The sequence below is a fragment of the Candidatus Avoscillospira sp. LCP25S3_F1 genome, from assembly GCF_052117125.1.
Classification (GTDB): domain Bacteria; phylum Bacillota; class Clostridia; order Oscillospirales; family Oscillospiraceae; genus Avoscillospira_A.
In genome coordinates this window covers 181,137-200,340 of sequence record NZ_JBQKJT010000007.1, presented here as the reverse complement: position 1 = coordinate 200,340, position 19,204 = coordinate 181,137, and the positions used below count along the sequence as shown (strand labels likewise).

25 protein-coding genes, 1 pseudogene and 1 other annotated feature are annotated in these 19,204 nt (G+C 52.2%); of the genes and pseudogenes, 8 read left to right on the top strand and 18 right to left on the bottom strand.

The annotated features are described in order from the left end of the window. Positions 1-44 precede the first annotated feature (44 nt). A complete protein-coding gene (locus ACTQ33_RS08615) occupies positions 45-929 on the bottom strand; it encodes a LysR family transcriptional regulator (RefSeq protein WP_441463913.1) in 885 nt (294 codons plus the stop codon). A gap of 176 nt (positions 930-1,105) precedes the next feature. Between ACTQ33_RS08615 and ACTQ33_RS08610 the strand changes: the two genes are divergently transcribed. Together ACTQ33_RS08610 and ACTQ33_RS08605 are read left to right on the top strand one after the other, a co-directional pair. Continuing rightward, positions 1,106-1,327, top strand: coding sequence for a hypothetical protein (locus ACTQ33_RS08610; protein ID WP_441463911.1), 222 nt, complete (start codon positions 1,106-1,108; stop codon positions 1,325-1,327). Position 1,328: 1 nt separating this feature from the next. After that, positions 1,329-2,366 (top strand): alcohol dehydrogenase, encoded by a 1,038-nt coding sequence (locus tag ACTQ33_RS08605; RefSeq protein WP_441463927.1) that lies wholly within the window; start codon positions 1,329-1,331, stop codon positions 2,364-2,366. 60 nt (positions 2,367-2,426) lie between these two features. Here the strand turns inward: ACTQ33_RS08605 and ACTQ33_RS08600 are convergent, their stop codons facing one another. Together ACTQ33_RS08600 and ACTQ33_RS08595 are read right to left on the bottom strand one after the other, a co-directional pair. After that, the gene (locus ACTQ33_RS08600; protein ID WP_441463909.1) at positions 2,427-2,597 is read right to left on the bottom strand and encodes a hypothetical protein; all 171 of its coding nucleotides are present in this window, start codon (positions 2,595-2,597) and stop codon (positions 2,427-2,429) included. 27 nt (positions 2,598-2,624) lie between these two features. Beyond that, entirely contained in the window at positions 2,625-2,795 is a 171-nt protein-coding gene (locus ACTQ33_RS08595) for a hypothetical protein (protein ID WP_441463907.1), read from the bottom strand. Positions 2,796-2,980: 185 nt separating this feature from the next. Here ACTQ33_RS08595 and ACTQ33_RS08590 point away from each other — a divergent pair, with 185 nt between their 5' ends. Both ACTQ33_RS08590 and ACTQ33_RS08585 read left to right on the top strand, forming a co-directional pair. Further along, complete coding sequence (locus tag ACTQ33_RS08590; RefSeq protein WP_441463905.1) at positions 2,981-3,202, top strand: hypothetical protein; 222 nt, start codon at positions 2,981-2,983, stop codon at positions 3,200-3,202. Beyond that, positions 3,199-4,722: a recombinase family protein gene (locus ACTQ33_RS08585; protein ID WP_441463904.1), complete on the top strand. Its 1,524-nt coding sequence runs from the start codon at positions 3,199-3,201 to the stop codon at positions 4,720-4,722. The genes ACTQ33_RS08590 and ACTQ33_RS08585 overlap by 4 nt, the downstream gene beginning before the upstream one ends. A 101-nt stretch (positions 4,723-4,823) precedes the next feature. On the opposite strand, the pseudogene ACTQ33_RS08580 reads toward ACTQ33_RS08585, so the two are convergent. Together ACTQ33_RS08580 and ACTQ33_RS08575 are read right to left on the bottom strand one after the other, a co-directional pair. Further along, positions 4,824-5,015 (bottom strand): annotated as a pseudogene (locus tag ACTQ33_RS08580) (manganese catalase family protein); the annotation flags it as partial. Next, entirely contained in the window at positions 5,015-5,470 is a 456-nt protein-coding gene (locus tag ACTQ33_RS08575) for a spore coat protein CotJB (RefSeq protein WP_441463902.1), read from the bottom strand. The pseudogene ACTQ33_RS08580 and the gene ACTQ33_RS08575, both read right to left, overlap by 1 nt. 139 nt (positions 5,471-5,609) lie before the next feature. On the opposite strand from ACTQ33_RS08575, the gene ACTQ33_RS08570 reads away from it, so the two are divergent. Both ACTQ33_RS08570 and radA read left to right on the top strand, forming a co-directional pair. After that, on the top strand, positions 5,610-6,341 hold the full coding sequence (locus tag ACTQ33_RS08570; protein WP_441463900.1) for an N-acetylmuramoyl-L-alanine amidase: 732 nt from the start codon (positions 5,610-5,612) through the stop codon (positions 6,339-6,341). Next, positions 6,331-7,689, top strand: coding sequence for a DNA repair protein RadA (gene radA / locus ACTQ33_RS08565; RefSeq protein WP_441463898.1), 1,359 nt, complete (start codon positions 6,331-6,333; stop codon positions 7,687-7,689). The genes ACTQ33_RS08570 and radA overlap by 11 nt, the downstream gene beginning before the upstream one ends. 44 nt (positions 7,690-7,733) lie before the next feature. Here the strand turns inward: radA and ACTQ33_RS08560 are convergent, their stop codons facing one another. Both ACTQ33_RS08560 and ACTQ33_RS08555 read right to left on the bottom strand, forming a co-directional pair. Continuing rightward, positions 7,734-9,146, bottom strand: a complete 1,413-nt coding sequence (locus ACTQ33_RS08560; RefSeq protein WP_441463897.1) for a DHHW family protein — start codon at positions 9,144-9,146, stop codon at positions 7,734-7,736. 14 nt (positions 9,147-9,160) lie between these two features. Then, entirely contained in the window at positions 9,161-10,255 is a 1,095-nt protein-coding gene (locus ACTQ33_RS08555; protein ID WP_441463895.1) for an MBOAT family O-acyltransferase, read from the bottom strand. 677 nt (positions 10,256-10,932) lie between these two features. Here ACTQ33_RS08555 and ACTQ33_RS08550 point away from each other — a divergent pair. After that, a complete protein-coding gene (locus tag ACTQ33_RS08550) occupies positions 10,933-11,703 on the top strand; it encodes a DeoR/GlpR family DNA-binding transcription regulator (protein WP_441463893.1) in 771 nt (256 codons plus the stop codon). Between the two features lie 117 nt (positions 11,704-11,820). Here the strand turns inward: ACTQ33_RS08550 and rplL are convergent, their stop codons facing one another. From rplL to rpmG, 7 genes are all read right to left on the bottom strand, one after another. After that, positions 11,821-12,198: a 50S ribosomal protein L7/L12 gene (rplL, locus tag ACTQ33_RS08545; protein ID WP_441463892.1), complete on the bottom strand. Its 378-nt coding sequence runs from the start codon at positions 12,196-12,198 to the stop codon at positions 11,821-11,823. Positions 12,199-12,236: 38 nt separating this feature from the next. Next, the gene (rplJ, locus tag ACTQ33_RS08540) at positions 12,237-12,767 is read right to left on the bottom strand and encodes a 50S ribosomal protein L10 (protein ID WP_441463890.1); all 531 of its coding nucleotides are present in this window, start codon (positions 12,765-12,767) and stop codon (positions 12,237-12,239) included. An 11-nt stretch (positions 12,768-12,778) separates the two neighbouring features. Continuing rightward, positions 12,779-12,918, bottom strand: a sequence feature (ribosomal protein L10 leader region). Between the two features lie 123 nt (positions 12,919-13,041). Next, a complete protein-coding gene (gene rplA, locus ACTQ33_RS08535) occupies positions 13,042-13,731 on the bottom strand; it encodes a 50S ribosomal protein L1 (RefSeq protein ID WP_441463888.1) in 690 nt (229 codons plus the stop codon). A gap of 89 nt (positions 13,732-13,820) precedes the next feature. Then, the gene (rplK, locus tag ACTQ33_RS08530; protein ID WP_441463886.1) at positions 13,821-14,246 is read right to left on the bottom strand and encodes a 50S ribosomal protein L11; all 426 of its coding nucleotides are present in this window, start codon (positions 14,244-14,246) and stop codon (positions 13,821-13,823) included. A 107-nt stretch (positions 14,247-14,353) separates the two neighbouring features. Next, the gene (gene nusG, locus ACTQ33_RS08525) at positions 14,354-14,881 is read right to left on the bottom strand and encodes a transcription termination/antitermination protein NusG (protein ID WP_441463884.1); all 528 of its coding nucleotides are present in this window, start codon (positions 14,879-14,881) and stop codon (positions 14,354-14,356) included. Positions 14,882-14,890: 9 nt separating this feature from the next. Further along, positions 14,891-15,127 (bottom strand): preprotein translocase subunit SecE, encoded by a 237-nt coding sequence (gene secE / locus ACTQ33_RS08520; protein WP_441463882.1) that lies wholly within the window; start codon positions 15,125-15,127, stop codon positions 14,891-14,893. 35 nt (positions 15,128-15,162) lie between these two features. Further along, on the bottom strand, positions 15,163-15,312 hold the full coding sequence (rpmG, locus tag ACTQ33_RS08515; RefSeq protein WP_441463880.1) for a 50S ribosomal protein L33: 150 nt from the start codon (positions 15,310-15,312) through the stop codon (positions 15,163-15,165). Between the two features lie 242 nt (positions 15,313-15,554). Here rpmG and ruvX point away from each other — a divergent pair, with 242 nt between their 5' ends. Beyond that, positions 15,555-15,968, top strand: a complete 414-nt coding sequence (gene ruvX, locus ACTQ33_RS08510) for a Holliday junction resolvase RuvX (RefSeq protein WP_441463878.1) — start codon at positions 15,555-15,557, stop codon at positions 15,966-15,968. On the opposite strand, the gene ACTQ33_RS08505 is transcribed toward ruvX, so the two are convergent. From ACTQ33_RS08505 to ACTQ33_RS08490, 4 genes are all read right to left on the bottom strand, one after another. Next, positions 15,927-16,319 carry a sulfite exporter TauE/SafE family protein gene (locus ACTQ33_RS08505; protein WP_441463876.1) on the bottom strand — a complete coding sequence of 131 codons (393 nt, stop codon included), beginning with the start codon at positions 16,317-16,319 and terminating at the stop codon, positions 15,927-15,929. The genes ruvX and ACTQ33_RS08505 overlap by 42 nt on opposite strands. Further along, positions 16,316-16,672, bottom strand: a complete 357-nt coding sequence (locus ACTQ33_RS08500) for a TSUP family transporter (RefSeq protein WP_441463874.1) — start codon at positions 16,670-16,672, stop codon at positions 16,316-16,318. Before ACTQ33_RS08500 ends, ACTQ33_RS08505 begins: the two co-directional genes overlap by 4 nt. Before the next feature lie 54 nt (positions 16,673-16,726). After that, positions 16,727-17,449 (bottom strand): tRNA threonylcarbamoyladenosine dehydratase, encoded by a 723-nt coding sequence (locus ACTQ33_RS08495; protein ID WP_441463872.1) that lies wholly within the window; start codon positions 17,447-17,449, stop codon positions 16,727-16,729. A gap of 67 nt (positions 17,450-17,516) precedes the next feature. Further along, positions 17,517-19,001, bottom strand: coding sequence for a peptidylprolyl isomerase (locus ACTQ33_RS08490; protein WP_441463870.1), 1,485 nt, complete (start codon positions 18,999-19,001; stop codon positions 17,517-17,519). Between the last annotated feature and the right edge of the window lie 203 nt (positions 19,002-19,204).

The window sequence follows — 19,204 nt, the reverse complement described above, 5'->3', positions numbered from 1 at the left end:
GTTTCTCCGCTGTTGCGGCTGCTGGATGAATGCTGTCCCCTAGGTCATTCTGTCAGGTGCATCTGTTGTTGCAGCTGCTGTAAAAACAACTCCGCTGGTTTGGAAAACAGTTGGGATTTCTTCCAGACCAGATACATACCCAATTCCAGGCGTGGCTCCAATGGCCGAAAGCAGAGACTGCTACCGGTGGTATTGATCAGTTTGTCCAAGGCAAACGCATAGCCCATACCCTCATCCACCATCAAAGAAGCATTGAAAATCAAATTGTAGGTGGCCACGGTATGCAGTTCTGAGGCTTCCCGACGCAGCCATCGATGGAGCCCCCCTTTATTATCCATCTGCCGGGACAGAATCAACGGTTGGTCCCAAAGATCCTCCGGGGTGACCGCCGCTTTCTGTGCTAACGGGCTGTCCCGCCGCATTAAAACCCCCCAGGTATCCCGCATGGGAAGTTCCAGATAGTGATATTTTGTTTTATCAATATCCCCCAGGAGCATACCGAAGTCCAGCAGACCCTTATCCAGCTGTTCGCAGACATCCGCAGCGTCATCGCTGACGATGTGGAACTGTACTGCTGGGTATTGCTCCTGCAGAAAGCAGGCAACCCGAGCAATCTGCCGGACACCGTCGGTTTCTCCGGTGCCGATATAGATATCTCCGCTGACGGTTTCCGAGGACTGCATGATCTCCTTTTCCGTCCGTCCAACCAGGTCCAGGATTTCCTGCGCTCGCTTTCGAAGATGCTGCCCCTCTTCTGTCAGAGTAATGGTTCGATTGCCTCGAATCATCAACTGCTTGCCTAATGTTTCTTCCAACTCTTTGATCTGCCGGGAAAGCGTGGGCTGGGTCAGATGCAGCGATTGGGCCGCCGCAGAAATGCTCTGCTCCCGGGCAACCGCCAGAAAATATTGTAAAACCCGTAATTCCATGGATACCGCCTCCTTGTCGTTTTCAGTATATCGTCTTTCTTGTGGACTGACAAGAGATCGGTGCACACATACCCTGTGACGGTCTCGCCATGCCGTCTCGTTTTGTTTTACAATCTGTGAAGAATCTGCTATACTATTGGTGTAGATCCACCGGACGAAAAAAGGGAGTGATCGAAATGCAGCAGTACGGCAATATCAGTGGTGTTTCCGATGTGGCAGCCTTTGAAATTGCTCCAACGTATATTGACGTCAAGTTTCACAATTCTTCCAGAATTTATCGGTATTCCTACACTTCAGCCGGAGAAAGCCATGTGGAAACCATGAAGCAGCTGGCAGCGCAAGGCTACGGTCTGAACGCCTACATTAATAGAATGGTGCGGTATCGATATGAAAAATGAAATGCTTGCGTACACCTATGTCCGGCAAGGGGAGTTTGCGTTACAGCGGAAACCCACGCCAGTATTGGAACAGAAACGGGATGCCATTGTGCGGGTGACGCTCAGCAGTATCTGTACCAGCGATCTGCATATTAAACATGGTTCTGTTCCCCGGGCGGTACCGGGTATTACAGTGGGCCATGAGATGGTAGGTGTGGTGGAGGAAGTTGGCAGCGAAATCACTGCACTCTGTCCTGGAGACCGAGTGGTGGTCAATGTGGAGACGTTCTGCGGCCAGTGCTTTTTTTGCCGACATGGCTGGGTCAACAACTGTACAGACCCCAACGGCGGTTGGGCCCTGGGCTGCCGGATTGACGGTGGCCAGGCGGAATATGTACGGGTGCCCTATGCCGACCAGGGGTTGACCAAAATTCCTGACAATGTAACGGATCTTCAGGCTTTACTGGTGGGTGATGTATTGGCCACTGGCTATTGGGCCGCAAAAATCTCGGAGATACAACCCCAGGATACGGTGCTGATTTTGGGCGCAGGTCCCACAGGTCTATGTACGCTGCAATGTGTCCGGCTTCATAACCCACACTGCATTATCGTATGTGACCGGGATGTTGAACGATTGGCCTTTGTGCGTCGTCACGATTCGGGTGTAATTGCCGTGTTACCGGAAGAACTGTTGGCAGCAATTCGACAGTACAGCGCTCACGGCGGCGCCGATGCAGTGCTGGAGGTGGCAGGCAGTCCCGATACGTTCCGTATGGCTTGGGAATCTGCCCGCCCCAATGGTATTGTTACGATAGTAGCTTTGTATGACGGACCACAAGTGCTGCCCCTGCCGGAGATGTACGGTAAGAATTTAACCTTTAAAACGGGTGGAGTAGACGGCTGTCATTGCCAGGAAACCCTGTTGCTGATTGCCGAGGGCAAATTGGATCCTACGCCGCTGATCACACATCAATTCCCGCTGTCAGAAATCGAACGGGCTTATGCGCTGTTTGAAGCGCGTCAGGATGGCGTAATCAAAGTGGCTATCCGATGTAGTTGATGCAGAATTACATAGTTGCAAAACCGGCTCTGCCTCAAACGCAGAGTCGGTTTTTTGCGGTTATTTCCGGCGGCGCAGGAACCGAACTACCAGCACAATCAGTACAGCAATTCCTACAAGAGCCAACACAAACAGCAGTAATTCCGTTTGACCAGCCACAAAGACAGCCGTTGGGCCATCCGCGCCGCCGATGACACCAAGAGAAAATAGAAATGTGGAATAGATCTGCACTGGAATGCTCCTTTCTGGAAAGTATGTTCAGTATTTCACAACAAAGTAAATTGCATAAACCCAGCTGAGCAACCCGTGAAAAATTGCCCATCCAACGGAATGCCAAGTGGTGTAGCTGATGACCATGGCCAAGGCGCTGCCAAAGGATATGCCGGTTTTGACAGTTTTGTGGACGATATTCTGTTTAGACTCTTCCATGAGTTACTCCTCCTAAATTTAAAACGCATATCCACCAATATCATAGCACAATTTCCGATTTTTGCAAGAATATTACTGGTTTTATCATTTGGTAGGCAACTATAACGGATGGCAAAGAAGAGCATCTTCCCCAGTCAATTTGGACGCCTAAACCGCATAGATTGGACCGAAAGGAGACATGTGATATGGGCAAACAATTCGCAAAGCTGAAACAGATTCTTCAGGACCACCCCATTACGCCAGAGACAGATGCGTTTTTTTTATATCATTTGAAAAAGGCGTTGCTGCTGGCTTTAAAAGAACAGGGGCAACTCGGCGCTATGCAATGCCGCGCAGCTTGTGACCGGCTGGAACGACAGCAACGAAATGCCATACGGCCATCGTCGGTTACGGGAGAATCAGTATGATCTACGTCGCCAGCTATTGCCGCGTGTCCACCGATCAGGAAGACCAACACAATTCTTTTGCGTCGCAGCAGCGGTACTTTCAAGACTACATTCAGCATCATCCCGATTGGGAGCTGTATGCCGTCTATGCCGACGAAGGGATCACCGGAACCAGCACCAAAAAGCGCGCCCAATTTAATCGGATGATTGAAGATGCCCATGCCGGAAAATTTCAGCTGATTCTGACAAAGGAGGTCAGCAGGTTTTCCCGCAATATCCTCGATACCATCACCTATACCCGTGAGCTGAAAACACTGGGTGTAGGGGTCCGCTTTTTACTGGATGGTATTTGTACGCTGGATTCTGATGCAGAACTTTATCTGTCCATTATGGCCTCCATGGCCCAGGAGGAGAGTCGTAAGACGTCTAGCCGGGTAACCTGGGGGCAAACCCGACAGATGGAAAAGGGCGTGGTATTCGGCCATTCTCTGCTGGGCTACACGGTGCAAAATGGAGTGCTTACCGTGGAGCCGTCCGGTGCGGAATTGGTCCGGCGGATTTTTGAACTCTACGCCTTGGAAAAAATCAGTACGGTTGAAATTGCACGGCTTCTAACCCGAGAAGGACACCGGACGCATAATGGCCGTGGGAAATGGACAGCGAACGGTGTGCTTAAGATTTTGAAAAATGAGAAATACATGGGAGACCTGGTGCAGAAAAAAACGTATACACCGGATTATCTAACCCACGAAAAGCGAAGAAATGCCGGAGAAATCCCATTAATCCGCATAGAAAATCACCATACCCCCATTATCGACCGTACACTCTGGGACATGGCCCAGGCACAGATGGCAAAAAACCGAAAACAGCCCGGCAGCGGCGGACAGTCCAATCGATACATCTTTTCCGGAAAAATTCATTGCGGCCAATGCGGCGGCATCTTTGTGGGAAGATTTCGGTATGCGAAGGATGGTACCAAAACGCGCCGATGGTGCTGCAATACAGCAGCAAGAGACGGTGCGTCTACCTGTTCTGTGGGAAAGCTGGTACGAGATGATGACGCTATGCACATGCTGCGCACAGCACTGATGCAGCTATCCATGGACCGCGATGCCATTGTCGCTCACGTGACAACACTGGCTATGGAGGTGATCCGAGCCAACGGATGGGAGTTGACAGAGGCCCCAGAACAGGTGGAAGCAGAGATGGCACAAATCCAGCGCAAAAAAGAGGCGGCCATGGACGCTTGCTTTTCTGGTCAGATCACTATGGAAGATTTGCAAGCCATGCAGCAGCGGTATACACAGCAGCTACAGCAGTTGGGGCAGCGGCATGCAAAGGCCCGGCAGCTACAAGCAGCCGGTCAGGACTTGGAGCAGCGAAAAATGGAGATTGCAGCCCAGCTCCAGTCCATTTTGTATTTGGAGACAGAAAGTGACGTATTCTGTAAATCTATTCTGGAACGATTGACTGTGTGGAAGGATCGCCACATGGAACTGAGACTACAGCATCTGCCCCAGGTATTCTGCTTCATGGAATAAGGGCTTGTATGTTGAATAAACAGCGGTTCTATGCTACAGTATCTTTGTATGGATTCAGGCTGGAATAACAGCATGACGCCTATGGTGTTACAGTTTGACCCTTCTGTACCGATGTCGGTCAGCAAACCTTTCAACTCCGGAAACGGCATGGAATACCGCTGGGACAGATAGCGCAGGGAAGCGCCGAGCTCACCGTCCGGGCCACCATACTGGGTCAGTATGATGGTGGCCAGATCTGGATTGGTATGGGCGATACGTACCGGGTATTGGAGCTTTTTCTCATAGACGAACATTACTTGGTACCTCCATCCTTCACATAATCCCAAGGCCAGGGGTCTTGCAGCCAGACGTAGTTTCCGTCTGTGACGCCGTTATTTTGCTGCAGAGGACCATATTGAGCTTCATAGGTCCGGCGGCCCTGCTCATAGAGTCCGGCATACTGTTGGAACAGTTTGGTGGCCTCCACATCATTCTGATGGGTGTCCAGATAGAGACCCAATTCATGCATGGCGAAACTCAGAGCCATCAGTTCGCCCATAGGTGTATTTTTTTCTGTTCGATTGACCAAACCCATAAAAGGCAAATCCAGTCCGGGGAACAGCGTACCTCGGATCAGAGCTTTGGGGGCTTGATAGGTCTCGGAGTTTTCCCGCTGAAAGGGAACAAAGGGGTTAGCCAAAGGTGCACAGGCCGGCAGACAGCCGTTTTTGTCATTACAGGCAGCCGGTCGGATTACAGTGGTATCCAATGAAGATTCCTCCTTCTGTCATACTGCTGGGGAGTTCCCCACGATGCAGTCTATGCCAACGACTTTCGACGTGTTCCAACGACGGCAGCTTTTAGCATATTTGCACCAAAGGACCGTATGCTGTAGGGGGGTGATATGAATGAAAAAACCACTGGCTCTATGGCTTGGATGTTTGGTTCTTTTTATCAGTTTGACGCTGGCAGGGCTGCAATCCGGCAACCGTACTACCCACAGCGGTATGGCTGCTGTCCTGGGCAGTACGGCAGATGGCTATACAGTGGTGGTGGATGCCGGTCATGGCGGGGAGGATGGCGGCGCCACGTCCATTTCTGGCGTACAGGAAAGTCGGCTCAACCTGGAGATTGCCCGCCGGACGGATACATTTCTGGCCTTTCTGGGGTTCCCGACAAAAATGATTCGGGAAAGCGACACTGCCATCTATGACGCTGCGGCAGAAACCATCAGTGAGAAGAAAGCATCCGATCTGAAAAATCGGGTACAGATTGCCAACCAAACACCAGGCGCTGTTCTGGTCAGTATCCATCAGAATATGTTTGAAGATGGCCGCTATTCCGGCGCTCAAGTGTTTTACGCTGCAACGGAATCCAGCAGGGAACTGGCAGAACGGATGCAGGAAACACTGCGCAGCGCAGTAGCTCCGGATAACCAGCGGCAGACCAAACCGGCGGAGACCGTCTATCTGATGAATCATATCCAATGTCCCGGTATCCTCATTGAATGTGGATTTCTCTCCAATGAAGCGGAGGATCTGCTGTTGCAGGACGGAGATTACCAAAAGAAACTGGCCCTGGCCATTGGTGTCGGCATCAATGGCTGGGCCGCAGAGGAGCAGAACAAACGTGAAGTCTAAAACCATCTATTTTTGTACCAGTTGTGGCAATGAGACCATGAAGTGGCAGGGCCGTTGCCCAGCCTGCGGCGCGTGGAATTCCATCGAGGAATACAAGGAACAGAAATCGCCCCTGCCCAAAACGGCTTCGCCTGTCCGTGGAACAGTTCGGAAACCCCGAACCCTGGCCGAAGTGGAGGGGACCGAGGAAATTCGATTTTCCTCCGGTTCCGCCGAGCTAGATCGGGTTCTGGGCGGCGGAGCCGTCAAAGGCTCGCTGGTTTTGGTAGGCGGTGCGCCGGGTATCGGTAAATCCACTTTATTGCTGCAAATCTGCCGCCATGTGTGCCAGGAACACACCGTACTGTATGTCTCCGGCGAAGAAAGCGAGCGGCAGCTGAAAATGCGGGCTCAGCGATTGGCCGTGGATAGCGAAAAGCTGTTGGTTCTGTCGGAGACCAGTATGGGTGAGATTCTCAGTGCCGTCGGCGAGGTTCAGCCCGACATTCTCATTGCCGATTCCATTCAAACATTGTACGACGCCGACAGCACTTCCACTCCTGGCAGTATTTCCCAGGTAAAGGACTGCACCATGTCGCTGATGCGGCTGTCCAAGGCGTATGGCATCACAGTGTTTGTGGTGGGCCATGTCAATAAAGAGGGCGCCATTGCCGGCCCAAAAGTTCTGGAACATATGGTGGACTGTGTCCTGTATTTTGAGGGCGACCGCAGCACCAACTATCGCCTTTTGCGGGCAGAAAAGAACCGTTTCGGCTCCACCAATGAACTTGGCGTCTTTGAAATGATCGATACGGGCTTGAAAGAAGTCCCCAACCCCTCGGAAATGCTGCTGGCGGGCCGTCCGCTGAACACGCCGGGCACTTGTGTGGCCTGTGCCATGGAAGGGACACGGCCGGTGCTGGCGGAGGTCCAGGCGTTGGTGACAACAACCACCTTCAATGTACCCCGTCGTACCACAGACGGCTTTGACTATAACCGGGCTGCGCTGCTGCTGGCTGTCATGGAAAAGCGCGGCGGGATGAATCTGTCGGCCTGTGATGCGTATGTCAACGTTATCGGCGGTCTGCGTCTCGACGAACCGGCGGCAGATTTGCCGGTAATATTGGCGGTTGCTTCCAGCTTTCGAGACAGTCCCATTTCGGACGCATTAGCGGCGGTTGGCGAGGTTGGTCTTACCGGTGAAATTCGGTCTGTGTCCAATCTTCCCCAGCGATTAGGGGAAATTGCCCGTCTCGGCTTTAACAAGTGTATCATTCCCCGGCAGGGAACAGAACAGTTGATTGCGCCGAAAGGCATGGAACTGCTACGGGTCTGTAATATTCGAGAAGCCATTGAAATCGCGCTGTAATCAGCAAGAAACGCTCGACCCGCTGGGCCGAGCGTTTCTTGCTGTCAGGAGGGAATCAGGCGATTCAGCAGACTGACGTAGTAGGAGTTATTGATCATAAAGGGATAGTTGATCACCAGCAGATCATCCACGCCCTGCTCCTTGGCAAAGGCGGGCAAATCTAAACTGGGCTTGCCATCCTGATTAAATTGCCGAGGATCAATGACGACTATCTTGCTGTAATGGCTGGTGAGGAATGGAACAAAGGCATTGCCGTAGGACTCTTTCAGCACCATGCAAACCGGGCCGTCCTCAACGGCTGTCTCCACCACACATACCGGCGTATCGCCGCCAATAAAGCAAAGATATTTATTGGACACATTTTCCGCCAACTTGGTGTAGACAACGCTGATGGCAATTCCATCCGACAACGTAGCATCGGAGTAATACTTGGCATGGGTCTCTACGATGGGTAAATAATAGGTCAGTGTGTCAGGATTATCTTTGAGGGCTTGGCTCTGGGGGTACTTCTGCGTATAGGTGTACATGGAGCCCAGGAAATTCTCATAGGTGCCGGTTTGAAACTGATTCAACGGTACCGGGTCGAATCCCGTAGCCTTGCAGTACTGGGTATACGCATAGTAGGCGCCCAAAGCGGTCCAATGGTGATCAGTCCGGAAATAAATGTATTCATTGGCATGGTTCCGCAGCGCCGAGTAAGCGTCCACGGTCACAATATTATTGTTCATAGCGCCGTAGCACCGATTGATCATGTCCTTTTGGGAGTGGGAACCGGTGTGGAAGCTTTCCGGGGAGTAGAATTCACCAGAGTTGGGCGTCACCAGGGAAATGGTCCGCACATCGGGCCCCAATGCCTGAGACAGGTTGTTGACCGCATCGGCATAGGAGTCAATGACCTCATTGTTTGCTGTAGGGATATCCATGGCGTTGTCGCCATCAACATAGATCGTGCCGATAGCCGTACCTTCATTTTCATCAGGAACGTCAATCTCCGGCGGCGTTGTGGTTTCTTCATTAGTGTTATCGGTAGAGGGTGTTTGCTCCGGTGTATTGGTCGACGGGTCTTTGGTCTCCGGAGCAGTGGTGTTGCCGGAATCTTCAGAATTATTGAGGGCGTTCTCCACATCGTGGAGGGACTCGCCGCCCTGTTCCGCGCCGCCGTTAAAATCGATCGCCAGATAGTTGTTGTCGCCGCCACCAGAGTAATAATAAAACTTGTTCAACTCCTGATTCAGGGGCATCAGCTTTTCCCGGAACGGAAATGTATCCGTATAGTAGGACTCCAACTGCTGTACATAGGAGCCGTCCAGCAACGCACCCCAGGAGAATTTGGGCTTTTCAATCTTGCGGTTTTCACCGGCCAAAACCGTAGGGTCCGTATCCAGCAGGGAGATCGCGCCGACGGCGGTCAGCACAGCCAGCAAAGCGCCCATCAGACAGATATACAGTTTTTTCACGAAAACACCTCCTGTCAGAAGCGGAAATAAAGGAATGGGTTGAAACTGGAACCGATGAGGGAGACAATCGACAGGCCCAGCAGTACCAGATCGAATCCATAGACAACCAAGGTGTAAACAATGCGCTTTTTGGGTTTGAACTTGGGATTTTCTGCACAGAGGCCGCTGAAAATCATACCAATAAACCGGGGAATAGGGGTGCTACCCAGAATGCAGACCAGCAACAAAGGTAAATTATTCAGCAGTGTGATATTCATCTGCGTATCGGTGAAACCGATACCTACCTGGCCAAAGAGCAGCCCAAAAGTTTGGCCCAGCTGGGTCAAATTCGTGCAGTAGAACAGGACCCAGCCCAAAACCACCAGGAAGAAGGTGCCCAGACACCGCAGAACCGTGGGGATTTTCTCCAGAACATGGGGGATGGACTTTTCGATGTACAGCAGCACAAAGAAATACAGGCCCCAAAGCGCAAAGTTCCAACTGGCGCCGTGCCACAAACCCGTCAATGTCCAAACGACAAGCAGATTGAGGACGTGGTGACGGCGATTACCACCTAACGGAATATAGACGTAGTCTCGGAAAAAGCTGCCCAGAGAAATATGCCAGCGCCGCCAGAACTCTGTGATTGAGCGAGACATATAGGGCAGGTCAAAATTTTCCGAATAGCGGAAGCCGAATACACGACCTAGACCAATGGCCATGTCTGAATAGCCGGAAAAATCAAAATAAATTTGGAACGTATACATCAAAATGCCCAACCAGCCGCCCAATGTCGTGGTAGCTGACAACGTACCACCTAAAAGTTGTGTGGCTACCTTGCCCGCATAGTTGGCTAAAAGGACCTTTTTGGCCAGACCAATGCAGAATCGCAGCAATCCATAAAAGATACTGGCATAGTTGATTTTCCGCTGGGAAAGCTGGGGTTCAATCTCTGAGTATCGGACAATGGGGCCTGCAATCAGCTGTGGGAACAAAGACACATACAGCAGGAAGTCTCGGTAGGAACGCTGAACCGCTACCTGACCACGATAAACGTCAATGACATAGGATAGGGTCTGGAAGGTGTAGAAGGAAATGCCAATGGGCAGGGAGACCTGTGGAGCAGTCAAATGAAGTCCCAAGAGGTTCAAGTTTTCAACCAAAAATCCAATGTATTTGAAATAGCCTAGCAATGACAGGTTAAAGATGACGGAGAGGATCATCCATAGCTTGCCACGTGGATTGTCTGGGCCGCCAATCAATCGCCCAATCAGATAGTTTATAAACGTGGAAAAGAGGAGAAGCAGTACATACAACGGCTCGCCCCAGGCATAGAAAAATAGGCTGAATACAACCAGGACCCAGTTTTTATAGGAAATGGAAGGTCTGGCAAAGTAGAGCAAAACACAGGCTGGTAAAAAAAGAAACAAAAATATCAAACTGGAAAAAACCATGGACGCCCGTCCCTTCACAAATTTACATAATCACAGACCAATGGGGGCTGCTGTGATCTATGCTATCAAAGGATGACGAAAAAAGCAACTATCAATTTGAATTTTTCAAAGAGAAATTTGCGATATTCCCCTGTAAAATACGTTTTCATGGGCAAAAAGCTACAAAAGTGTGACAAAAGAAAAAAAGGTAACAATACTAGTCGAAAAAATTTTAAAAAGTTACGGTCTATGGAAGAAACCAATTAAAACAATGTAATCCAACATAAAACTTGATTTTTTTAGAATACAGGATATAATGAACAGGAGAGAACAATCTGCGGAAATTCGCTCCGCACGGGATAAGGTGGGACCATATGCTTGCTATCGAACGGAAAAACGAGATTCTCAATAAGCTTCGGCTGGAACAGCGGGTACTTGTAAGCCAGCTGGCGGCACACTATGGTGTGACCGAAGAGACCATCCGCCGGGATCTGGACAAGCTGGAAAAGGAAGGCTACGCCACCAAGACGTATGGCGGTGCCATTTGGGGCAACAGCACAAAGACGGACTTGTCGTACACCATCCGCAACAAGACCAATGTGGAGGCAAAACGAACTATTGCCAAGCTGGTGTGCAGCCAGATTGTCGATGGGGACCATATCATGCTGGACGACAGCTCTACCTCTCTGTATATTGCCAAACAGTTGAAGGACAAAAAAGAGTTGACCATTATTACTAACTCTGTAGAGATTGTGGTGGAGCTCAGCGACGTGGAGGGCTGGAATATCCTGCTTACCGGTGGACGCCTCAAACGGGATACCATGGCACTGGTGGGCTCCCAGTGCCACCAAATGTTGCAGAACTACCACGTAGACAAGGCCATTATGTCCTGTAAAGGCGTAGACCCAGTCTCCGGCATTACTGATTCCAGCGAAGACCACGCATCGACCAAGCAGGCCATGATGCGCGGTGCTAATATACGGATTCTGGCGGTGGATTCCTCCAAGTTCGAGAAGATCTCCTTTGTCAAAATCGCGGAACTAGATCAAATCGATTGTATTGTTACAAACCGACCGCCGGAGAAATCGTTTTTACAGTTATTAGAGCAGCGTCAAGTGCAATGCATCTATCCAACCGAAGGATAGTGAAGTGGGCGGCCCGCAAGTATCGTGCTTGCAGACCGCCTACTTTACAATGCAAAAAAGAGCTGCCGGGAAACCCAGCAGCTCTTTTTGCACAAATTAAAGCCAGCAAGAAATTTCTTACTTGGCCTCGGCCTCAGCGCCAGCCTCCTTCAGCTTGGCAACCAGAGCCTCGGCATCGTCCTTGGACATAGCCTCCTTGACCTTGGCAGGAGCACCGTCAACCATAGCCTTAGCTTCCTTCAGGCCCAGGCCGGTAGCCTCACGGACAACCTTGATAACAGCAATCTTGTTGGCGCCGGCGCTCTTCAGCTCGACGTCGAACTCGGTCTTCTCCTCAGCAGCGGCAGTAGCAGCGCCGGCAGCGGGAGCAGCAACAGCGGCAGCAGCGGCGGAAACGCCGAAAGCCTCTTCCAGAGCATGTACCAGCTCGGACAGCTCCAGAACAGACAGAGCCTTAACTTCCTCGATCATAGCCAAAACTTTTTCGCTAGCCATTGTAAATATCCTCCTAAAATGTAGTTTAGAGTCGTAAATTAGCCTTCAGTGGTCTCAGCAACAGCAGTATCGCCGCCCTGAGCCTTGCAGATCTGGTCGAGCACGACGGCCAGGCTGGTGATGGGAGCCAGGAAAGTACCCAGGACCTGAGACAGCAGAGCATCCTTGGAGGGCAGCTCGCCAAAAGCGTTCAGCTCTTCGGCAGTCAGAACGCTGCCTTCAATGATGCCGCCCTTGATCTTCAGCAGATCCTTGTTCTTCTTGGCAAACTCGCAAACAATGCGAGCGGGGGCGATGGGATCGCCGGTGGTGCAGGCCAGGGAAGTGGTGCCGTTGAGCAGCTCATCGAACTGGTTGTAGCCAATCTTGTTGGCGGCAAATCGAGTCAGAGTGTTCTTGACAACCGTGTACTCCACACCGGCAGCACGGAACTGGTTACGCAGCTCAGTATCCTGAGCAACCGTAATACCCTTGTAGTCCACAAAGACGGCAGCGGTAGCACCCTGCAGCTTCTCAGCCAGAGCATCAACGGCAGCCTTCTTGCTTTCCAGTACCTTTGCGTTGGGCATTTGAAGTGTCACCTCCGAAAAATAAAGTGTCCTCGCGCCAAAAGACGTGAGGACACAGAAAAAAGCTTATACTGTGCAATCACCTCGGCAGGATGGGATGTCCCATTACGGCGTAGCCTCCTGCTGTCTCTGGCAGCTTGATTATTATAGCTTGCAGCTGATAAAATGTCAAGCACTTTTTTCTAAAAAATCGAAAAACCATGGCATTGCACAGTCTCACGAAAACCCGCCGGCGTAAACCGGCGGGGAAACTAGATTCGTTTGATCGAATCTCTTAGTACTTGCTGGTAGAAACCTTCACGCCGGGGCCCATGGTGGAAGCCAGGACGCAGCTTCTGATATACTGGCCCTTGGCCGCGGAGGGCTTGGCCTTGATGACAGCGTTAATCAGGGCCTCAAAGTTCTCGGTCAGCTTCTCAGCGCCGAAAGAAACCTTGCCGATGGGGCAGTGGATAATGTTGGTCTTATCAAGACGGTACTCGATCTTACCAGCCTTAATCTCCTTAACGGCAGCAGCAACGTTAGGAGTAACGGTACCGGCCTTGGGGGAGGGCATCAAGCCCTTGGGGCCCAGGACCTTACCGAGACGGCCAACAACACCCATCATGTCGGGGGTGGCGACAACGACATCGAAGTCAAACCAGTTCTCCTTGGTGATTTTCTCCACCAGCTCCATGCCGCCGACATAGTCCGCACCGGCCTCCTTGGCCTCGTCCACCTTGGCGTCCTTGGCGAACACCAGGACCTTGCGGGTCTTGCCGGTGCCGTTGGGCAGAACGATAGCACCGCGGACCTGCTGGTCAGCGTGACGGGAGTCAACGCCGAGCTTGATGTGAATCTCAACAGTCTCGTCAAACTTGGCGGTGGCGGACTTGACAACAAGGCCCATGGCCTCAGCAACGTCGTACTGGACACTGCGGTCGATCAGCTTAGCGCTGTCGGTATATTTTTTACCTCTGAACAATGTAATATCCTCCTTAAAGTGGTGATGCGGAATAATCCTCCCACATTTTGAGGCACGGCAGCAACTGCCGTATGGCCTCGGTCAGCATTTTACTCGACAACTGTAACGCCCATGCTGCGGCAAGTGCCGGCAACCTGAGACATGGCAGCCTCAATGCTGGGGGCGTTGAGGTCGGGCATCTTCTTCTCAGCAATCTCACGAATCTGAGCCATGGTGATGGTGCCAACCTTATCCTTATTGGGAACGCCGGAACCCTTCTCCAGGCTGATGGCCTTCATGATCAGAGCAGGGGTGGGGGGCGTCTTGGTGATAAAGGTAAAGCTGCGGTCGGCGTAAACGGTAATCACAACGGGGATCTTGAAACCGGCCTGATCCTTGGTACGCTCGTTGAACTCCTTGATGAACTGCGCGATGTTCACGCCGTGCTGGCCGAGAGCGGGACCGACAGGGGGAGAGGCGGTAGCCTTCGCTGCCGGGATCTGCAGTTTGATATAACCTGTAACTTTCTGTGCCATTACAGAGCACCTCCTGAAGAAAATGTGGTATTGGTACGCCCGTCCGGCGTACATTGGCGGGGTTTAGCACCCCTCCCACGTTCCTTGCCGTCAAATGCGGCGAGTACTTATGTTTCGTCGAGTAATTCGACCTGTTCCAGATCTAACTCGACAGGTGTTTCACGTCCGAGCATGGTGACGAGAACGCGCACCTTGTTGCCGGGGATGTCGATGGACTCGACTGTGCCGGTAAAATTGCTCAGTGTGCCGTCCACGATGGTGACACGGTCGCCTACACTGTAGGAGACAACAACCTCGTGCTTTTCCACGCCCATCTGGGCCACTTCCTCATCGGTGAGGGGAGTGGGCTTGGTGCCGGATCCGACAAAGCCCGTGACGCCACGGACGTTCTTAATCACGTACCAGGACTCATCGGACATGACCATCTTCACCAGCACATAACCGGGGAAGACTTTGCGCTCATAGGTCTTGGGGCCCTTTTCGGTGAGTTCGGTGACCGTCTCCAGTGGAATCGAAACCTCATGGATCAGATTCTCCAGATGCCGGTTTTCCACCGTCTTTTCGATGGTGGCCTTTACGGTATTTTCGTAGCCGGAGTATGTGTGAACCACATACCATTTTGCAGTATCCGCCATGAGAACACCTTAACCCTTGACCAGGGAGATGATACCGTTGACGACCAAACCGGCCACGGCGTCAAACGCCCAGATAAAGATACCCACCAGCAGCACGCAGAACAGCACAATAATGGTATTGTTAATCATCTGCTGCTTGGTAGGCCATACGACCTTTTTCAGCTCGCTTCTGAGCTCGCGGAAGAAGCGCTTGGTTTTAGAACCGACGCGGACAAAAAAGTTTTCCTTTTTGCTTGCTTCTGCCATAGTTTACACCCTTTCAGCAGTGCAGAATCACTGCATTACTTCGTCTCGTTGTGGATGGTATGCTTTCTGCAGAACTTGCAGTACTTCCGCATCTCCAGACGATCGGGGTCGTTCTTCTTGTTCTTCATGGTGTTGTAGTTTCTCTGCTTGCACTCAGAACAACGAAGGGTAATCTTTACACGCATGTTTCGGCACCTCCTTAAATATTGCCTCCCTGTATCATCACCGGCTATCATAAATTTAGAGGACGGCGCACCGTCGGTCCGGGACTGAAAAAGGGCATAAAAAATAAACCTCTTTTTCACAGGTGAATCTATTTTATCACAGAGAAAGCGGCCGGTCAAGCACAAAATATAAAAAATCACTGCTGTTTTCGCCGGTTGACGCCTGTGATACAATGGAGAAAACGTAGGAGGTATGCAGTCCAATGCGAATTATGGCAATCGATTACGGGGACGCCAGAACGGGCGTCGCCATTTCCGACCTGACCGGCTCCATTGTAGGTACGACCCTAGTGGTTCCGTCTTATAACCGGGAGAAAACCCTGCTCCAGCTCAAGCAACTGGTAGAGCAGCACGGTGTGACAGAATTGGTCATGGGATTCCCCAAGAACATGGACGGAACCGAGGGCCCCCGTGCAGCACTGTACCGGGAATTTGCCGCATTGCTGCAAGAGGCCACAGGGTTGGAGCCTGTACTCTGGGATGAACGACGTACCACAGTGGATGCTCACCGCATTCTTTCGGACAACAACCGCCACGGCAAAAAACGCAAGGCGACCGTGGACGCCGTAGCGGCTTCACTGATCCTGGAAGGGTACTTGGCGTTTCGCCGGCGGTGATGTTTTTTTTCGGAGCTCCAGTACACCAATCACCAGCAAAAAGATACCAAAAGCCTTTCGCAGCAATGCCGCATCCAGGCAGGAAGCCGCCCAGGCACTGAGGGCTGCTGTCACCACACCGGCCAGGATGGCCGGAACGGCAGCCCGCCAGTAAATCTGTCGATTGTGAATGTGGAAAATCAGACTGATAGAAGCGGCAGGCAGGAAGTAAAGCAGATTGATGGCCTGTGCGGTCTGCTGCTCCATATCCAGAACGGCGGTCATCCAGATCATCAGCAGCGATCCACCCCCGATGCCGAAGGCTGACAGAACGCCGCAGACAGCACCCGCCACCGCCGCGCCCCAGCTCATACCAAAAGCCGGATGCCGCCCCAGAGGATCAAAGCACCCAGCAGTTTGTGCAGCACTCCGGCGGAGACACGGCGAAACAGCAAACCGCCAACGGCACCGCCCACAGCGCCTCCGATCAGATAGGGAAGCGATTCCGCCAGTGGCAGAGGCGCATGGCAACCATAAACCACAATGGAAACGATGCACAACGGCAATATGATGCTGATAGCAGTGGCGAACGCATGTTTGTCCGATAAACCGCACCAGCCGATGAGCATAGGAACCAGAACCATGCCGCCGCCAGCACCCAGCAACCCGTTGATGGTTCCGGCCGCAGCGCCGGACAGGGCGGCGCGCCATGTAATACGTTGCAAAAAAATCCCTCCATTCCCCATCAGTTTGGGCAATGAAGGGATTTTTTATACAGTTTATCGCGGCGCGATTTGCAGCAATTCCCGGACCACATGACCGGCAATCATCAATCCTGCCACAGAGGGGACCCAGGACACAGACGCCGGGATACTGCGGCGGCCCGGCGGCGGCGTCTCCAGTTCCAGCGGCTTGGCCGGCGGCTCCTCACTGAACAGCACCGTGTGGTGCTCAATACCGCGATTGCGTAATTCTTTGCGCATGACACGGGCCAGGGGACAGCCGGTAGTCTTTGCAATGTCGGTGATGACAAAGCGGGACGGGTCCAGCTTGTTGCCGGTACCCATGGAACTGATACAGGGAATACCCATCTGCCGCGCCGTCTCGATCAGGCTCAGTTTGCAGGACACCAAATCGATGGCGTCTACAATGTAATCATAGTCGGCGTTATCGAAGAAGCGGCCTTTGGTCTCGGCATTGTATAGTTCCGGAATAGAGACCGCCTGACACTGGGGATTGATATCCCGAGCACGTCGGGCCATGACGTCGGACTTGTACTGGCCCAAGGTGGAATGGAGCGCAATGAGCTGGCGGTTGAGATTGGTCTCACCAACGGTATCATTGTCCACAAAGGTAAGACGGCCGATTCCCGCCCGGACCAATGCCTCCGCACAGTAACTGCCCACGCCGCCAATGCCGAACACAATCACATGGCAGCCACTTAGCCGTTCCAGGCCGTCAGGCCCCAGAATCATTGCTTCCCGCAGAAACGCTGGATTCATAGAAAAAACCTCCGAAAAGTCAAGCAAGAGGCGGACAGGGGAGTCCGCCTCTTGGATAGGGTTGCAGTCAGTCGGCGTCGGTGAAGAGCATGCCGAAGCTGTGAGTTGTCACGGTCTGGGCTTCGCCCAGCCCCACAATCCAGTTACTGACATCGTTGGAACGCATAGCAGTTTCCGTGCGGTAGTCCATGGCGTTACCGCCCTCGCCAACATAGTACATGACGTGGTACCCGTACTCCGACTCCACAATGCCCGTATCGCCGGGCTTCCGGGATTCGTCAAAGCACCAGTCCTCAAAGGGTTCCACCATATCGCCGGGGCAGATATTCTCAATGAGGCCACCTTCGGCAGCGGTGCTGTCTGCAGAGTGCTCAACGGCCAGGGCGGCAAATGCCTCCTCTGTCTGATCGCCAGCTAAATACTCGTCCAGAATCTCCTGGGCACGAATCTCGGCTTCCGTATCAGCCACAGCCTCGTCATCGGATTCCGTTGCCTGAATGAGGATATGGCGAACTGTGCGGGTATTGACATTGAACTTTTCAGGACCACTGACAAACATGACCACTTTCCAGGAGCCGTCTTCATTCTCAATGGCTGTAGTATCGCCATAGGCGCGAGACGTGTCTGTGAGCCAATCCTTGATGTTTTCAGGCAGACTGTTAGCGGTAGCCTTGGAGGTCAGTGTGGCATCGTCGTCCGCATAGGTGCTCTGCTGATCCTCAGAAGCATTCTCACGGGCCTGCTCGGCAAAGGCAGTCTCGTCGCCCTGAACAGCCTCTGCCATTTCCTTGGCCTGTGCCTCAGAAGCGGCATTGTCCACGATGGTGTTTCCTTCTTCGTCAGTCTCGGTGCTGTCCACGGAGCAGGTGAAAGAACGATAGTCGTAGACGTCCAGTTCCTCCTTGTGCTCGCTATAGTACGTGGCAATGTCGTCAGCCGTATAAGTCAGGCTATCGGAATAGACGGCCTGATAGGAAGTGGCTACCTGTAGCAGTTCCCGATATGTGCGGAAATTGTCAGTGTTGCTGCCGGTGCCATAGGCGCTGGACAGATAAGCGTTGGCAGAAACGCCCTGCGAAGCAGCCTGGGAGGAAAGGCTGGCCATATACTCATCCACAGCGGCGGTATCATCATCCGTCATGGTATAGCCGGCTTCCATAGCCGCGTCATAGACACCATAGGTTTCGGCAATCAAGCCGTTGGTTTCCTCATTGAGATAATCAGCCCAGGTTTGTCCGGTAGTCGCGTCAATCACCTGATCGGCCAAGGATTTGTTGGGGTCTGTCATATACCCGGCAGCACTCTTCGTATATACATCTTTATAGAAGTAGTTATACATTACCGGCGACAGCTCATGGGAGCCGACCGTGGCGGCCGTGGTGTGATTTTGCAGCAGGCCGGAGTTAAGAATGGCAAAGAAGATCGCCAGTACCACCAATACGGCTACACCGATACTGCCTGCAATCCATGCGCCGCGGCTGCTGGAATCATTTTGGGAAGCGGCGGCGGGAGCTTGGTTCTGCCGGCGCTTTTTCTGCTGGGAAGCGCTCATACGTTAGATCAATCCTCTCATAGTACTTACTGCTGTAGGAGTGAATAGGTCAATGATTTCCAAAGCCCCCACAGCCATATAGCGGCATTCATTATAGGACATTTCCCCGATGTATGCAAGTTTTTTCTGAAAATGTGAACAACCAGGGTAAAAAGTTTACAAATAAAAAGAAACACCGCATTCACTGCGGTGTTTCACACAAG

What these genes read in the sequence shown, in the direction of transcription:
- ACTQ33_RS08605 (WP_441463927.1), top strand. Translation starts at nt 1,329, where the DNA reads ATGCTTGCGTACACCTATGTCCGGCAAGGGGAGTTTGCGTTACAGCGG.
- ACTQ33_RS08490 (WP_441463870.1), bottom strand. Translation starts at nt 19,001, where the DNA reads ATGAGCGCTTCCCAGCAGAAAAAGCGCCGGCAGAACCAAGCTCCCGCC.
- ACTQ33_RS08505 (WP_441463876.1), bottom strand. Translation starts at nt 16,319, where the DNA reads ATGAGCTGGGGCGCGGCGGTGGCGGGTGCTGTCTGCGGCGTTCTGTCA.
- ACTQ33_RS08615 (WP_441463913.1), bottom strand. Translation starts at nt 929, where the DNA reads ATGGAATTACGGGTTTTACAATATTTTCTGGCGGTTGCCCGGGAGCAG.
- ACTQ33_RS08495 (WP_441463872.1), bottom strand. Translation starts at nt 17,449, where the DNA reads ATGAATCCAGCGTTTCTGCGGGAAGCAATGATTCTGGGGCCTGACGGC.
- rplJ (WP_441463890.1), bottom strand. Translation starts at nt 12,767, where the DNA reads ATGCCCAACGCAAAGGTACTGGAAAGCAAGAAGGCTGCCGTTGATGCT.
- ACTQ33_RS08595 (WP_441463907.1), bottom strand. Translation starts at nt 2,795, where the DNA reads ATGGAAGAGTCTAAACAGAATATCGTCCACAAAACTGTCAAAACCGGC.
- rpmG (WP_441463880.1), bottom strand. Translation starts at nt 15,312, where the DNA reads ATGCGTGTAAAGATTACCCTTCGTTGTTCTGAGTGCAAGCAGAGAAAC.
- ACTQ33_RS08550 (WP_441463893.1), top strand. Translation starts at nt 10,933, where the DNA reads ATGCTTGCTATCGAACGGAAAAACGAGATTCTCAATAAGCTTCGGCTG.
- nusG (WP_441463884.1), bottom strand. Translation starts at nt 14,881, where the DNA reads ATGGCGGATACTGCAAAATGGTATGTGGTTCACACATACTCCGGCTAC.
- ruvX (WP_441463878.1), top strand. Translation starts at nt 15,555, where the DNA reads ATGCGAATTATGGCAATCGATTACGGGGACGCCAGAACGGGCGTCGCC.
- secE (WP_441463882.1), bottom strand. Translation starts at nt 15,127, where the DNA reads ATGGCAGAAGCAAGCAAAAAGGAAAACTTTTTTGTCCGCGTCGGTTCT.
- ACTQ33_RS08590 (WP_441463905.1), top strand. Translation starts at nt 2,981, where the DNA reads ATGGGCAAACAATTCGCAAAGCTGAAACAGATTCTTCAGGACCACCCC.
- ACTQ33_RS08585 (WP_441463904.1), top strand. Translation starts at nt 3,199, where the DNA reads ATGATCTACGTCGCCAGCTATTGCCGCGTGTCCACCGATCAGGAAGAC.
- rplK (WP_441463886.1), bottom strand. Translation starts at nt 14,246, where the DNA reads ATGGCACAGAAAGTTACAGGTTATATCAAACTGCAGATCCCGGCAGCG.
- rplL (WP_441463892.1), bottom strand. Translation starts at nt 12,198, where the DNA reads ATGGCTAGCGAAAAAGTTTTGGCTATGATCGAGGAAGTTAAGGCTCTG.
- ACTQ33_RS08570 (WP_441463900.1), top strand. Translation starts at nt 5,610, where the DNA reads ATGAAAAAACCACTGGCTCTATGGCTTGGATGTTTGGTTCTTTTTATC.
- ACTQ33_RS08610 (WP_441463911.1), top strand. Translation starts at nt 1,106, where the DNA reads ATGCAGCAGTACGGCAATATCAGTGGTGTTTCCGATGTGGCAGCCTTT.